The organism is Haemophilus sputorum CCUG 13788, assembly GCF_000238795.1.
In the GTDB taxonomy this organism is placed as follows: domain Bacteria; phylum Pseudomonadota; class Gammaproteobacteria; order Enterobacterales; family Pasteurellaceae; genus Haemophilus_A; species Haemophilus_A sputorum.
In genome coordinates, this window is record NZ_AFNK01000071.1 from 41,708 (window position 1) to 57,398 (window position 15,691).

General features: G+C 39.8%; 14 protein-coding genes. 8 read left to right on the plus strand and 6 right to left on the minus strand.

The window, feature by feature from the left end:
• Positions 1-11: 11 nt before the first annotated feature.
• The 3 genes from mukF to HSP_RS0108345 form a co-directional block, all read right to left on the minus strand.
• Positions 12-1,343 (minus strand): chromosome partition protein MukF, encoded by a 1,332-nt coding sequence (gene mukF, locus HSP_RS0108335; protein WP_010129857.1) that lies wholly within the window; start codon positions 1,341-1,343, stop codon positions 12-14.
• Positions 1,344-1,471: 128 nt separating this feature from the next.
• Positions 1,472-3,721: a DNA topoisomerase IV subunit A gene (parC, locus tag HSP_RS0108340; RefSeq protein WP_029495351.1), complete on the minus strand. Its 2,250-nt coding sequence runs from the start codon at positions 3,719-3,721 to the stop codon at positions 1,472-1,474.
• Between the two features lie 18 nt (positions 3,722-3,739).
• Positions 3,740-4,375 carry a LysE/ArgO family amino acid transporter gene (locus HSP_RS0108345; RefSeq protein ID WP_010129859.1) on the minus strand — a complete coding sequence of 212 codons (636 nt, stop codon included), beginning with the start codon at positions 4,373-4,375 and terminating at the stop codon, positions 3,740-3,742.
• 262 nt (positions 4,376-4,637) lie between these two features.
• On the opposite strand from HSP_RS0108345, the gene pnp reads away from it, so the two are divergent.
• The 4 genes from pnp to tadA all read left to right on the plus strand — a co-directional run bounded on the left by pnp (position 4,638) and on the right by tadA (position 10,356).
• Positions 4,638-6,776, plus strand: a complete 2,139-nt coding sequence (gene pnp / locus HSP_RS0108350) for a polyribonucleotide nucleotidyltransferase (protein ID WP_010129860.1) — start codon at positions 4,638-4,640, stop codon at positions 6,774-6,776.
• A gap of 51 nt (positions 6,777-6,827) precedes the next feature.
• On the plus strand, positions 6,828-7,763 hold the full coding sequence (gene nlpI / locus HSP_RS0108355; RefSeq protein WP_010129861.1) for a lipoprotein NlpI: 936 nt from the start codon (positions 6,828-6,830) through the stop codon (positions 7,761-7,763).
• Positions 7,764-7,954: 191 nt separating this feature from the next.
• Complete coding sequence (locus HSP_RS0108360) at positions 7,955-9,775, plus strand: DEAD/DEAH box helicase (RefSeq protein ID WP_010129862.1); 1,821 nt, start codon at positions 7,955-7,957, stop codon at positions 9,773-9,775.
• Positions 9,776-9,840: 65 nt separating this feature from the next.
• Positions 9,841-10,356, plus strand: a complete 516-nt coding sequence (tadA, locus tag HSP_RS0108365; RefSeq protein WP_050801707.1) for a tRNA adenosine(34) deaminase TadA — start codon at positions 9,841-9,843, stop codon at positions 10,354-10,356.
• A gap of 82 nt (positions 10,357-10,438) precedes the next feature.
• Here the strand turns inward: tadA and pgeF are convergent, their stop codons facing one another.
• Both pgeF and HSP_RS0108375 read right to left on the minus strand, forming a co-directional pair.
• Positions 10,439-11,188 carry a peptidoglycan editing factor PgeF gene (pgeF, locus tag HSP_RS0108370; protein ID WP_010129865.1) on the minus strand — a complete coding sequence of 250 codons (750 nt, stop codon included), beginning with the start codon at positions 11,186-11,188 and terminating at the stop codon, positions 10,439-10,441.
• Between the two features lie 33 nt (positions 11,189-11,221).
• Complete coding sequence (locus HSP_RS0108375) at positions 11,222-11,611, minus strand: RidA family protein (RefSeq protein WP_007524446.1); 390 nt, start codon at positions 11,609-11,611, stop codon at positions 11,222-11,224.
• Between the two features lie 182 nt (positions 11,612-11,793).
• Here HSP_RS0108375 and xseB point away from each other — a divergent pair, with 182 nt between their 5' ends.
• The 4 genes from xseB (at position 11,794) to HSP_RS0108395 (ending at position 14,173) form a co-directional block, all read left to right on the plus strand.
• Entirely contained in the window at positions 11,794-12,027 is a 234-nt protein-coding gene (gene xseB / locus HSP_RS0108380; RefSeq protein ID WP_007524374.1) for an exodeoxyribonuclease VII small subunit, read from the plus strand.
• Between the two features lie 2 nt (positions 12,028-12,029).
• The gene (gene ispA / locus HSP_RS0108385; protein WP_007524174.1) at positions 12,030-12,917 is read left to right on the plus strand and encodes a (2E,6E)-farnesyl diphosphate synthase; all 888 of its coding nucleotides are present in this window, start codon (positions 12,030-12,032) and stop codon (positions 12,915-12,917) included.
• 36 nt (positions 12,918-12,953) lie between these two features.
• Entirely contained in the window at positions 12,954-13,538 is a 585-nt protein-coding gene (lpcA, locus tag HSP_RS0108390; protein ID WP_007524368.1) for a D-sedoheptulose 7-phosphate isomerase, read from the plus strand.
• 122 nt (positions 13,539-13,660) lie between these two features.
• Positions 13,661-14,173, plus strand: coding sequence for a hypothetical protein (locus HSP_RS0108395; RefSeq protein WP_007525386.1), 513 nt, complete (start codon positions 13,661-13,663; stop codon positions 14,171-14,173).
• A gap of 52 nt (positions 14,174-14,225) precedes the next feature.
• Here HSP_RS0108395 and HSP_RS0108400 read toward each other — a convergent pair whose 3' ends face one another.
• Entirely contained in the window at positions 14,226-15,680 is a 1,455-nt protein-coding gene (locus HSP_RS0108400; protein ID WP_007525284.1) for an anion permease, read from the minus strand.
• Between the last annotated feature and the right edge of the window lie 11 nt (positions 15,681-15,691).

A 15,691-nucleotide genomic window follows, 5' to 3' on the forward strand; every position in this document is an offset into this window, starting at 1 on the left:
TCTACCGCTTGTTATTTGTTATATTGGTCAATCACGTTCGCTTGAACTTCTGCGCCAGTGTCGTTAATCGCTTGCCATTCTGGGTAAACTGCTTGGCTATCTAGACTTGCCATGCCTAATTTAACAGCCTGATCCACAATAATACGCGCTACATCAAAATGTCGGGTTTGTGGATATCGAGCAAGCTGTTCACGCAAGATTGCACCTAAATCCATTGGTTTGCCTTTATCACGGTATGGCGCAAGCTGTGCTTGCATTATTGCTATGATCTGCTCTTGTACATCAGAAAGTGATTCATATTCCAATTCTGTTGGCAACTCACCGACAGCCTCTGCTTCATTTAATGCGGCATCCTCATCACGTAAATCAAGAAGAGATTGCGCTTTCGCAATATGTAATAACCAAGGCGATTCAAAGTAATCTTGAATAGATTGGCGTAAGCGTTGACCAAACACACGGTTTTTATCCATATCAATCGCAGTACGAATGAATTTATGCACATGGCGATCGTAACCAATCCAAAGATCTATCGCCTGTTGTCCCCAACTCATAATTCTGTCTAATTTGTTCTGCAAATTCACAATGAGCTGATCGATAAAATCTAAATCTTCACGCCCAATTAGGCAGCTTTGAATACGTAATAATTGCGATTGAAGTTTATCGCCCGCGGCATTGAGGGTATCTTGTAATTCACGTAAGTTGCCAGAAGTTTCATCTAACAAACGTTCACAGCTCGTAATCGCTTCATGCCAGTTTTGGCTTAATAATTCTGCGATTCGTTCACGAATTTGGTGCTGATTTTCATCCATCATTCGTTGTGAAAGATCGATGCTGTCAAAAATTTCTGCCACCGAATACTTTAATGGCGCAAAAACATTGTTACGCCAAAAACGCTCATCTCCGCCTTCTTCTGCAGAATTTGAAGCACGTTGGATCTCATCAGCCACAATCGATAATTGAATCGATAAACGCAAGGTGGAAAATTCACGCTGGCGAACGTAATAATCTGCTACACCTACGCCAAGCGGGGTTAAGCGATAAATCGCTAGCCCTTCGGTAAACTCACTAGAAAAACGGTTTAAAAAGCGTTGTCTAACCAAATCATTGATCGCATTATTCGCACGTTGACTCAAGCTACTTTCTGATTGCTCAAATGTTTGGGAAACATAACGAAATAGATCGATTAAATCGCTTTCAAGCAATTCTCCATCCGTTTGTTCATTATTATAAATGGAAATCGCCAATAGAAACGCGAGGCGATCGCTGGATAACGAAAGCGAAAATTCTCTCTCTTTGGTCCAATTGATCAGTTCTGGAATGGTTTTTGCCAGTTCGGTTTGCATAACGCTGTCATCCGCTTCGATTAGGTAAGTAAATAGGCTGATAAAGTGGCTCATTGTACAAGAAATGAGACGAAAAAAAAAGCGGTGAGGATTTGCAAATCTTTCGCAAAATCTCACCGCTTGTTAGCCTAGTCTACGATCTCTACTGTCGCATTCGTACTTAATCCACGGACTAATTGTGATCCTTTTCTTGCTCGCTCACCACGATAATTGTCAATATCACTTGGTTTTAAAGTGATTTTACGTTTACCTGAAATAAAGACGAGAGAGTTGGTTGGTTTAATCAGCAATAAGCGTGTTAATAATTCAGTCCCCGCTTTAGCGGCTGCCGCAGAAATGTTAATAATCTTATTTCCTTTACCTTTTGAAAGTGTTGGTAACTCGGTAATTGGGAAGACTAACATTCGCCCTACATTACTCATCGCCACAAGTGATATATCCTCATTCGCTTCAATATATTGCGGTGCCAATACTTGCGCGTTTTCAGTTAAGCTAATTACCGCTTTACCTGCTTTATTACGCGAAACTAAATCTTCAAATTGGCAGATAAAACCATAACCAGAATCAGAAGCCATTAAAATTTGCGCATCCATATTAGCCATCAACACATGTTGTACGGCTGCACCTTCTGGCAAGCTGATTTTGCCAGTAATTGGCTCCCCTTGCGAACGTGCTGATGGTAAGCTATTGGCATCTAATGTATAAGCGCGCCCCGTGCTATCTAAGAAAACAACTGGCTGATTGCTACGTCCACGCACATGAGCTAAATATCCATCACCCGCGCGATAACTTAATGCTTGCACATCAATATCATGGCCTTTTGCACAACGCACCCAACCTTTTTCAGAAAGGATTACCGTCACATCTTCGGTCGGGGTAAGCTCACTTTCTGAAATAGCTTTTGCCTCAGCACGCTCAACTAATGGAGAACGGCGAGGACTAGCAAAGGTTTTGGCATCCGCCTGGATTTCTTTTTTAATTAACGTGTTAAGGCGACGTTCAGAACTTAACGTTAATTGCAATTCATCGCGCTCTTTTTCAAGCTGGCTTTTCTCTGCTTGTAGTGCATGCTCTTCTAATTTTGCTAAATGACGTAAGCGTAAATTTAAAATTGCTTCCGCTTGAATTTCACTTAAATTAAAGCGAGCCATCAATTCTGCTTTTGGATCATCTTCATTGCGAATAATCTCAATCACTTCATCAATGTTTAAATACGCAATCAGTAAACCGTCTAAAATATGTAAACGGTTTAAAATTTTATCCAGTCGATAATTTAAACGACGAGTCACTGTAGTACGTCTAAAGCTTAACCACTCTGTTAAAATTTCTACTAAGTTTTTGACTGCCGGCTTACCATCTAGCCCAAGCATATTCATATTGACTCGATAGTTTTTCTCTAGATCGGTAGTGGCAAATAGGTGATCCATCAAACCATCAAAATCAATCCGATTGGAACGTGGCACAATGACCAAGCGAATCGGATTTTCATGATCAGATTCATCACGAATATCATCTACCATCGGCAATTTTTTATTACGCATTTGAGTGGCGATCTGCTCAATCACTTTTGAAGGCGAAGCTTGATGTGGTAACGCTGTAATCACAATCTCGCCATCTTCTTTACGCCAAGTTGCGCGCATTTTTATTGAGCCTTTACCTTGCTCATACATTTTTGCAATGTCTGCTTTTGGCGTAATAATTTCTGCTTCTGTTGGATAATCTGGCCCTTGTACCACTTCAAGTAAATCCGCTAAACTTGCTTTCGGATTATCTAACAACATGACACAGGCGTCTGCTAGCTCATTAAGATTGTGCGGTGGAATATCGGTTGCCATTCCCACAGCAATCCCCATCGTACCGTTAAGTAAAATATGCGGCAAACGTGCAGGTAAATATTTTGGCTCTTCTAATGTTCCATCAAAGTTAGGCTGGTAATCAACTGTACCTTGCCCTAACTCGCCAAGCAAAATCTCTGCCATTTTAGACAGTTTAGATTCGGTATAACGCATGGCTGCAAATGATTTAGGATCATCTGGTGCACCCCAGTTTCCTTGCCCATCAATGAGTGGATATCGGTAAGAAAATGGTTGTGCCATCAGCACCATAGCTTCATAACAAGCGCTGTCACCATGTGGGTGGAATTTACCTAACACATCTCCGACAGTACGAGCCGATTTTTTATATTTTGCCGAAGCATTTAAGCCTAATTCAGACATCGCATAAATAATACGGCGCTGTACAGGCTTTAAGCCATCACCGATAAACGGTAATGCCCTATCCATAATTACATACATCGAATAGTTTAAATAAGCATCTTCAGTAAAACGCTTAATCGGCATTTGCTCAACGCCTTCGTAGTTAATTATTTCTGTAGTCATAACTTAAAAAATTATCGATTAAAAATCCAAAATCTGTTTCGCAAGATGAAATGCGTAGAACAATAAACTTGCAGCGATGGCATACATGATTAGCCCGGTAAGTATATCTAAAATCTGCCAAGTGCGACGTTTTTTAAAATAGGGGGAAAGAAATTGTGCCCCATACCCTAGCCCAAAAAACCACAGTAACGAACAAGATAAGGCGCCTATGAGGAATTCTATCTTGCCTCTAAAATCTAATTGCCCACCAATGCCACCTAAAATCATCACCGTATCAATATAAACTTGAGGATTTAAAAAAGTGATGGCAAAGGCAATCCATAATACTTTTTTGAAACTAGCTGATTGTGGCCCATTCATCGCTAATACATCAGCACTTTTGAATGCCGTAATAAATGAACGACTACCATAAGTCAATAAAAATACCGAGCCCAATAGCGCAATGACTAAACTAAACACAGGCAATTCAGCCAAAATTGAACCTAAGCCTAGTACACCTAACCCCATCAATAATACATCACCGACAAAACAGATGAGGGCAATCCAAAAAACATGCTGCCTAATAATGCCTTGCTTAAGTAAAAAAGCATTTTGTGCGCCAATTGAGACAATTAAGCCAAAAGAGACGATAAAACCTTTTAGGATAATTTCCATACTATTCTTAAAAATGTCAAAGTATAGCAAAACTTTTGTCAATTGCTTGTGGATTTCCGTTACAAGCGGTCAATTTTGGGGATTTTTTTGTAAATTCATAAGAAATCGGCGCTTTTAGCCGAAAAAGTCTGTATAATGCCTTCCGTTTATTTCTTATATTGAGAGGCGGCTATCAGAAATGCTTTGACAGCAAAACCTTTCTGCTAGTCGCAATTTTAGAAATAAACATAAGTATAGATATTATTAGCATAAAGGATTTTTTATGACTCCAATCGTCAAGCAATTTAAATACGGTCAACATACCGTTACCTTAGAAACTGGCGCAATCGCACGCCAAGCAACCGCGGCCGTTATGGCAAGCATGGACGACACTACAGTATTTGTTACTGTCGTTGCTAAAAAAGATGTAAAAGAAGGTCAAGACTTTTTCCCATTAACTGTAGATTATCAAGAGCGTACTTACGCAGCAGGTCGGATTCCTGGTGGTTTCTTCAAACGTGAAGGCCGTCCATCTGAAGGCGAGACCTTAGTTGCTCGTTTAATCGACCGCCCAGTTCGTCCTCTTTTCCCTGAAGGTTTCTTCAACGAAATTCAAGTTATTGCGACCGTGGTTTCTGTTAATCCACAAATTAGCCCAGATTTAGTCGCGATGATTGGTGCATCAGCTGCACTTTCTTTATCTGGCGTACCATTTAACGGCCCAATCGGTGCAGCGCGCGTTGGTTTCATCAACGATCAATTCGTATTAAACCCAACCATTTCAGAACAAAAACAAAGCCGTTTAGACTTAGTTGTTGCTGGTACAGACAAAGCTGTGTTAATGGTAGAGTCTGAAGCAGATGTATTAACCGAAGAACAAATGCTTTCAGCTGTAGTATTCGGTCATCAACAACAACAAGTTGTAATCGAAAACATCAAAGAATTCGTTCGTGAAGCTGGCAAACCTCGCTGGGATTGGGTTGCACCAGAACCAAATACAGATTTAATCAACAAAGTAAAAGCTTTAGCAGAAGCGCGTATTGGTGATGCTTACCGTATTACTGAAAAACAAGCTCGTTACGCACAAATTGATGAAATCAAGGCAGAAGTAATTGCAACATTAACTGCAGAAGACGAAACCGTTTCTGAAGGTGCGATCATCGATATTATTACTGCATTAGAAAGCTCAATCGTGCGTGGTCGTATTTTAGCAGGTGAACCTCGTATTGATGGACGTACTAAAGACACAGTTCGTGCATTAGACATCTGCACAGGTGTATTACCACGCACTCACGGTTCTGCTATCTTCACACGTGGCGAAACCCAAGCATTAGCGGTTGCAACATTAGGTACTGAGCGTGATGCACAAATTATTGATGAATTAACAGGTGAGAAATCAGATCGTTTCTTATTCCACTATAACTTCCCTCCATACTCTGTAGGTGAAACTGGTCGTATTGGTTCTCCAAAACGTCGTGAAATTGGTCACGGTCGCTTAGCAAAACGTGGCGTATTAGCTGTGATGCCAAGTGCAGAAGAATTCCCATATGTTGTACGTGTGGTTTCTGAAATTACAGAATCAAACGGTTCATCATCAATGGCTTCTGTTTGTGGTGCATCTTTAGCGCTCATGGATGCGGGTGTGCCAATTAAAGCAGCTGTTGCAGGTATTGCAATGGGCTTAGTAAAAGAAAATGACAACTTTGTTGTGCTTTCTGATATTTTAGGTGATGAAGACCATTTAGGTGATATGGACTTTAAAGTAGCTGGTACACGTGAAGGTGTAACTGCACTACAAATGGATATTAAAATTGAAGGTATCACCCCTGAAATTATGCAAATTGCGTTAAACCAAGCTAAAGGTGCTCGTATGCACATTTTAGGTGTAATGGAACAAGCCATTCCTGCACCGCGTGCAGATATCTCAGACTACGCACCGCGTATCCACACCATGAAAATTGATCCGAAGAAAATCAAAGATGTTATCGGTAAAGGTGGTGCAACTATTCGTGCATTAACTGAAGAAACTGGTACTTCTATTGACATCGATGATGATGGTACTGTAAAAATTGCAGCAACGGATAATAATGCTGCTAAAGCAGTAATGGCGCGTATTGAAGATATCGTGGCAGAAGTTGAAGTAAATGCAATTTATACCGGTAAAGTTACCCGTGTTGTAGATTTCGGTGCATTCGTTTCTATCTTAGGCGGTAAAGAGGGATTAGTACATATCTCTCAAATTACTGATGCTCGTGTAGAACGTGTTTCTGACTACCTAACTGTAGGTCAAGAAGTTCAAGTGAAAGTTGTGGAAATCGATCGTCAAAATCGTATCCGCTTAACAATGAAAGACTTGAATAATGTTGCCTCAGAAACTCCTGAAGAAACGCCTGCAGAATTAACCGAACAGGCTGAAATCTAGTGAATAATATCAGCCTCTTTTGAGGCTGATTTTCCCAAGGCTGTGTTACGCATGTCACTACAGACTAAAATTTTTCGATTCTTTTTTCTTAATTTATTAGCGGGATTCTTGCTTTCAGGTTGTATGAGTAGAAGTACATCTGAAATGATTTCTAGCGATAAGTTAGCACTGGCAGAACTTAACCCACAATTACGCTTCGATCAAGAAGTTATGGTGGTTCGTTTAAGCCAAGTTTTAGAGGAAGCGAAACTAAGCAATTCAGAACGTGCAGATCTTTATTTTGAACGAGGTGTTCTTTACGATAGCCTCGGTCTTTGGTCTCTTGCTCGTTATGATTTCTCACAAGCATTATCTCTTAATCAGAAAATGGTAGCAGCCTACAATTATATGGGGCTTTATTTACTATTAGATGATGATTACGATAGTGCTATTGACGCCTTTAATGCCGTTTTAGAATTAGACTCCACTTATAGTTATACCTATTTAAATCGAGGTCTATCTTTTTATTACAGTGGACGTTACTCTGAAGCAGAACGAGATTTAACTCGTTTTTACGAAGATGAACCGAAAGATCCTTATCGTGCATTATGGCTTTATTTCAATGAATTAGAATTGATGCCCCTTGAGGCAAAAGCTAATTTAATGAAACGTGCAAAAAATTTATCACCTGATTTTTGGGGAACCAATGTTGTTCGCTATTTCTTAGGGGAACTTTCACTTGCACAATTACGTTCAAAAATTGATGCGATGGCGCAACCGAATAGCGCACATTATGCAGAACTTTTAACCGAAACGTATTTTTATCTTGCAAAACAAAAACTCAAATCAAATGAAAGAGAAGAAGCCATTACCCTCTTTCGTCTTGCTTTAGCAAACCAAGTGTTTAACTTCGTTGAGTATCGTTTTGCTTTGTTTGAACTGTCACAACTTCGTAATCAGGATGCGTTGACAGGTTTTCAAACAACTCCGGCTATTGTTGGGGAATAATTAGGAACGAACAAGCGGTCAAATTAATCTGTTTTTTGCAAAACACAGCTAAAATCCGACCGCTTGCACTCACGGGATATCGTTTAGGCATTTGTTTGCTTCACTTTTTCTTTTCTATTTACCTAGCAATTTTTAGGTGCTCGGCACCCTATTATTTGTTGCGTGTTCAACACGCTTATTATTGGATTTTTATGACAACTGAATCACAAATTACTTTCGCAGACTTAGGTCTTCCTCAATCTATTCTTGATGCCGTTAACCAAATCGGTTTCGTCACCCCATCGCCTATTCAACAAGAAACTATTCCGCACCTACTAGAAGGTCGCGATGTTTTAGGTATGGCACAAACTGGTAGTGGTAAAACCGCAGCGTTCTCTCTCCCATTACTTTCAAAAATTGATCCAAACGCTCGCCATCCACAAATGTTAGTTATGGCGCCTACTCGTGAGTTAGCTATTCAGGTTGCTGATGCCTGTGAACAATTTACTAAAAATATGAAAGGTGTGCGTGTTGTAACCGTTTATGGTGGGCAACGCTATGACATCCAATTACGTGCATTAAAACAAGGTTCACAAGTCGTTGTGGGCACGCCTGGTCGTATTCTTGACCATATTCGCCGTGGCACATTAGATCTTTCAGCCTTACAATCTATCGTATTAGATGAAGCTGATGAAATGTTACGTATGGGCTTTATTGATGATGTTGAAACCGTCATGGCGGAATTACCTGAAGATCACCAAACTGCACTCTTCTCTGCAACCATGCCAGAGCCAATTCGTCGCATCACTAAACGTTTTATGAAAAACCCGCAAGAGGTAAAAATTAAAGCTACGCAACGTTCTGCGCCAGACATTACTCAAAGCTATTGGTTAGTCAATGGCTTCCGTAAAAATGATGCCTTATTACGCTTCTTAGAAGTAGAAGAATTTGATGCAGCGATTATCTTCACTCGCACAAAAACTGGTACGGTTGATATTACTGAATTATGCGAACGTAATGGCTTCCGTACTGCAGCATTAAACGGAGATATGACCCAACAAGCGCGTGAGCAAACCTTAGATAAATTAAAATCTGGTCGCTTAGATATTTTAGTTGCGACTGATGTTGCCGCTCGCGGTATTGACATTGAACGCATCAGCTTAGTGGTAAACTACGATATTCCACTTGATGCAGAATCTTACGTTCACCGTATTGGTCGTACGGGCCGTGCTGGTCGTTCTGGTCGTGCATTATTATTTGTAGAACCACGCGAACGCCGTTTATTGCGCAACATCGAAAACTTGATGAAAAAGCCAATTGATGAAGTTTCGATTCCAAACCATGAAATGCTCATGGAAAAACGCCGGGCGAAATTCAAAGCACGCGTTGCTAAACAATTAGAACATCATGATTTAGAAAAATATCGTGAATTGCTTGAAGATTTATTTACAGCAGATCAAGATCATGAAGAATTAGCTGCAGCAATGATGATGATGTTACAAGAGAAACAAAAACTGATTCTGCCACCAGACCCTGCAATTCGCCCTGCTCGTCAAGAACGTGGACGTCGTGATCGTGATGATCGTCGTAGTGAGCGTGGTGGTCGTGAACATCGTGAAAATAACGGTGTGGCTATGGATTTATACCGTATTGAAATCGGCCGTGAAGATGGTGTAGAAGTCCGTCATATTGTAGGTGCTATTGCAAATGAAGGCGATATTAACAGCCGTTATATCGGACATATCAAGCTATATGATACTTACTCTACAATTGAGTTACCGCAAGGCATGCCTAACCATTTAGTACAACATTTTGCACAAAAATCTCGTGTGCTAAATAAACAAATGCAAATGTCATTATTAGGTCCAGCTGGTAGCCAATCAGGTCAATCATTTGAAGATCGTGGACGCCGTGATGATCGTCGTAATGACCGCCGCAACGACCGTCGCCGTGGCGAACGTGATAATGGTTTTAACAAAGATCGTAAAGGTGGCTTTAAAGAAAAACGCTTTAATGACCGCGGTCGTCGCTAATCTGGTTTAATATGTAAAGCTAAAGGTGGAGATTTCTCCACCTTTAATTTTAAAAATGCTCCATTATGTTTATTAAGAAATCCTATACTGATTGCCAAATTATCCCATCTGAAATGGACATTACCATGATGGAATATGCTATTAAACTGGCGCAAAAAGCTGAAGCACTTGGTGAAATTCCTGTCGGTGCGGTATTAGTGAGCCCTGCTGGTGAAATCATTGGTGAAGGTTGGAATCAATCTATTCTCATGCATGATCCTACCGCTCACGCTGAAATGATGGCCATTCGCATGGCGGGACAATCTCTGCAAAATTATCGCTTAACTGACTGCACCTTATATGTCACCCTTGAACCTTGTGCAATGTGTGCTGGTGCTATTTTGCATAGCCGAATTGGTCGTTTGGTCTTTGGTGCTAGTGATTATAAAACCGGTGCAATTGGCTCTCGCTTTCATCTTTTTGAAGATTTTAAGATGAATCATTTACTCAATATTCAAGGTGGAGTATTAGGTTCTCTTTGCAGCCAACAAATTAGTGATTTTTTTAAAAAACGAAGAGCGTTCAAGAAAAGTCAAAAATAGACATCTCAATATTTACAAGCGGTCATTTTGATTAAAAGTTTTACAAAAAGAGGCTTTATGAATAATCATAAAGCCTCTTTGCTTATTCACTTCGCCAAATAAGCGTCGCCATTCTTCCCGTTCGGTTTTCTCTTCGATAAGAAAAGAATTTTTCCGGCTCACTAACCGTACAATGCTCTCCGCCACTTATTGAGGTAATGCCCAATTTATTCAAATGCTGTTTAGCCAGAAGATAAATATCGCCTAAATACTTTCCTGGTTGCTTTTCATCTGGCACAAAAGCATTTATCGCTTGAGCATTCTGTGCTACAAATTTATCAACCACTTCTTGACCAACCTGAAAAGTTTTTGCACCAATAGCAGGTCCGAGCCAAGCTTGAATTTCTGATGTCGGGCAAGTAAATTCTGCAATAGTATTTTCTAAAATTCCATCACATAACCCCTTCCAACCAGCATGTGCGGCCGCAATCTCTTGGCCATTTTGACTCACGAATAATACAGGTAAGCAATCTGCTGTCATGACTAAACAGACTTGGTTTGCTTGATTGGTATAAACCGCATCAGCTTCAACCGACTCACCTGAATAAGGCAAACGAATCACTTTAGTGCTATGCGTTTGCGCTAAAAACAGTGGTGGTTGCGGTAAACCAAACTGTGCTGTTAATAATCGTCGATTTTCCATAACATCATCAACGCTATCTCCCACATGATCGCCCAAATTAAAACTATCAAATGGGGCTTGGCTTACCCCACCTGTACGCAATGTCGTGAAAGCATGAATTGAATCTGGAACTTGCCAAGTTGGTAAAATCGCTTTAGGTTTCTTTTTCATTTCGCAAAAAAATCTTAAAAAATGACCGCTTGTTTATTTTCTTACCGCAATAGCTTCAATTTCTAAGCTAACATCTTTTGGTAAGCGAGCGACTTCCACACAAGAACGGGCTGGAAAACTAGGGTGCGCATTTTCACGGAAAAACGCTTCATATTCCGCATTTACGGTTGCGAAATCATTCAAATCTTTAACAAAAACCGTGGTTTTCACAATATCTGCAACCGAAAGTCCTGCTTGCTCAATAATCGCTTTAATATTTTCAAGCGATTGGCGAGCTTGCGCGGTAATCTCACTAGGAATATTGCCCGTTTTCGGATCGACTGGAATTTGTCCTGATGTGAACACTAATTGTCCTAAATCAACCGCTTGTACATAAGGGCCAATTGCTGCTGGTGCATTTTCAGTGTGAATCACTTTTGTCATGTTTGTATTCCTTTTCTCTAAGTAAAATAAAGTCAATAAAGTCAATAAAGTAATCGCATCATAGAATTTTTTACCTCTTGCTTCAATCATTTTTCTTTATTTAGCAATGCAAGTTATTTGCAAATCCGCTATTCGACAGGTAAACTTGCCATATTGGTATTTCTCAATATTGAGCAAAATTTATGGCTAAAAAAAGTGTAACGGCCCCGCCATCCTTTGAGGCAACGCTGAAAGAATTAGAAAATATTGTCAGTTTATTAGAATCTGGTGAATTGCCACTTGAAGAAGCGCTAAATGAATTTGAGCATGCTGTAAAATTAGTTCAGCAAGGACAAGAACGCTTACAAAATGCGGAGCAACGCATTCAAATTCTTTTAAATAAAAACGAACAAGCAGAATTAACGGATTATAACTAATCATGAATTATACGCTTTCTGACGATCTCGCATTTTTCCAAAAACGAATTAACGATTTTATTCAATCAGCATTAAAACATTATCCTAATGCTCGTTTAACTGAAGCGATGGCTTATGCCGTATTGTTAGGTGGAAAACGCGTACGTCCATTTTTAATTTATGCAACTGGCAGAATGCTCGGTGTCTCGCTAGATAAATTAGACACTAGCGCGGCGGCAATGGAATCCATTCACGCCTATTCTCTAGTGCATGATGATTTACCCGCAATGGATGATGATGCGCTTCGCCGTGGAAATCCAACATGCCATATTGCTTTTGATGAGGCCACCGCTATTTTGGCTGGCGATGCATTGCAAAGTATGGCTTTCTCGTTGATTAGCGATGATGAGAAATTAACCGATTCGCAAAAAGTTGCACAAATTAGCGCGCTTGCAACCGCTGCTGGGGCGAAAGGTATGTGCTTCGGGCAAAGTTTAGATTTGATTGCCGAAGATAAATCGGTCAGTCTCGCGGAATTAGAGCAAATCCATCGGAATAAAACAGGTGCACTAATTGAAACATCGGTCATGATGGGACTCAATCTCTCTCAATCCGCAAACGATATGCATATCCGGATACAATTACAACGTTATGCGCAAGCTATTGGATTAGCTTTTCAAGTACAAGATGATATTTTAGATGTTATTGGCGAAACCGAAAAAATTGGTAAGCAGGTTGGTGCTGATGAATATCTCCATAAAAGTACTTATCCAAAACTTTTAGGGTTAGAGGGCGCAAAACAAAAAGCACAAGATTTGTATGAGCAAGCCTTAGATGCGTTAGCGCAACTCTCTTTTGACACTAGCGCTTTAAAAGCATTAGCTGATTTTATTATTCACCGCGAAAGTTAATTTCTTTCGCTACTCTTTTTAAGTTAAGGAAATTTTATGTATTTAGCAGAAATTAAAGCAGAATTACAAGAAGCAGCAGATCTACTTGATAAATTCATGAATGATGAAAAAAACATTCAATTGATTCAAGATGCTGCTCTACTTATTGCAAACAGTTTTAAACAAGGCGGTAAAGTGCTTTCTTGTGGTAATGGTGGTTCACATTGCGATGCAATGCACTTTGCTGAAGAACTTACTGGTCGTTACCGTGAAAATCGTCCAGGTTACCCAGCAATCGCGATTTCAGATGTTAGCCATTTAAGCTGTGTCAGTAACGATTTTGGTTACGATTATGTTTTCTCTCGTTATCTAGAAGCGGTTGGAAATAAAGGTGACGTACTCTTTGGCTTATCTACCTCAGGTAACTCTAAGAATGTGTTAAATGCTATTAAAGTGGCTAAAGAAAAAGGCATGAAAGTGATTGCAATGACCGGTAAAGATGGTGGAGCAATGGCTGGATTAGCAGATGTTGAGATCCGTGTACCGCATTTCCGTTATGCTGACCGCACACAAGAAATCCACATTAAAGTTATCCATATTTTAATGATGTTAATTGAATTTGAAATGGCAAAAGTTGCTTAATTAGATTTTAATAAATTTACCTTTAAATACTGTGTATGCCATGCTCTTCCTCGTATAATGCAAAAACTTAATGTCATTATTAAGGATTAAGGCTATTACATATTTTAATGAAGGAACGCTAAATGAAATTTAATAAATCTATTTTATTTACTACTTTAATTGCCAGCGCAGTTGCATTAACAGCTTGCAACGAGGAGAAAAAAGTAGCACCAGCAAATAATGCACAAGCGACCCAAGAGAAAAAAGTTGATGCTCAAGATGCAAAAACACAGTTTGAGCAAGCTGTAAAAATCACGGCGACTAAACGTGCTTTAACAAAAGATGCCAAAGGTAATGCAACAGTTTCCGTTACCTATGACATTGAAAATACTGGAGATAAAGCAATTAAAGCAATTCACTGGATTAGTGCTTATTCATTTGAAGGTAAAATTCTTTACGTAGCAAATTTACCATTAGATTTTGCAGATGCTATTCCAGTAAAAGCAAAAGCAATATTTAATGAAACCACAGCCTTAGAAAATATTCCTGCTGAATTCCGCTCAACGGTTGAAAATCCTAACAGTAATATCCAAACGATCATTGGACCAATGAGCATTGAATTTGCAGATGGCTCAAAAATTATTGCTAATAAATAATTTTCAAAATCGCAAAAAGGCTGAACAATTGTTCAGCCTTTTCTATTTTAGTTTAGTGTCCAGCTGTTGGTAACCAGCCCATACTCATCAGGAAGTTCCACCAACCGAAACCAATAGTGGTATGTACTAATAGGCTACCAAAGGCAATGATGAAACCTGCAGTCCACCAAGATTTGATATCGTTATAGCCCGCTCCAAAAGTAATTGGACCTGGGCCACCGCCGTAGTGCGTTACCGAACCACCGTACGAGTTAGCAAATAGTAAACCTAACGTCAATAATTCAACTGGCGCACCTGCCACTTTCCCCACTGTTGCAAATACTGGGATCATCGCTGCTACATAAGCACCACCAGAAGCAAATAAGTAACGGACAGAAACACTTAAGATTAAGATAACAACCAGTGCCAACATACCGTGGTCACCGAAATCTAAATGTTTATTTAAAGTATCCGCTAACCATTCAAAGAATTTCGCATTTTCAAGGATTTTTGACATCCCGATAATACCGCCGTACCAAATTAAGGTATCCCAGCCTGCTTTGTTTTTACGTACGTCATCCCAAGAAACGATATTTAATACGATACAAAGCACCATAGTAATAAGTGCAACGGTTGTTGAGTTTACGCCAAGGAAATCAGCACAAATCCAGCCAAAAAGCGCTAACACAAATAACACCGCTAATGATTTCTCACGCATACTCATTGGGCCTAATTCTTCTAAGCCTTTTTTCGCAATATTTTTGTTATCTACATGTTTAAGTTCCGGTTTTGCGATGAAATAGCAAATTAACGGAATTAAAAATAAGCAAAGTAGACCTGGTACAGATGCCGCTAAGAACCATTCTATCCAGTTCACTTTAAAACCTAATACCGGCTCCATAATAGAAAGCGCTAATGCATTAGGTGCCATTGCGGTTAAGAAAAGATAGCTGGTTGTTTTTACCGTCATATAGACATTTAATAATAAATAACGTCCAGCTAATTTTGGTGATTTTTCAGGATCAGAACCTAGTGCTACCGCCACACTGTTGATAATTGGGAATACAATCCCACCCGCACGTGCGGTATTTGAAGGGGTTGCTGGCGATAATAGTAAATCCAAGAATACCGTAACATAACCTAAACGTAAGGTTGTATTACCAATCCATCCGATCATATAGTAGGCAATTCGTTTACCTAAACCAGTAATCACAAAAGCAGAGCTTAATGTGAAGGCTGTGAAAATCAACCACGTTGTGCCGGATTGATAACCTGAAAGGGTTTGTCCCACTTTCACTAATTTTTCAGCACCTGCGGTATTACCGATCGTTGCTGCGGATGCTGCAACAGCTGCTAATAAAATAACAGGCTCACCATAAGGCTTAATCACAAGCCCCACGATAGTTGCAATATAAATACCTAATAAACGCCAAGCAATCAAAGAAAGCCCTTCTGGCGCAGGGATTAAGAAAAATAGCACTGGAATCGCGACCAGTATTGCTAGTTTCTGCGTTTTAGATAACGCCATATTTCACCTCT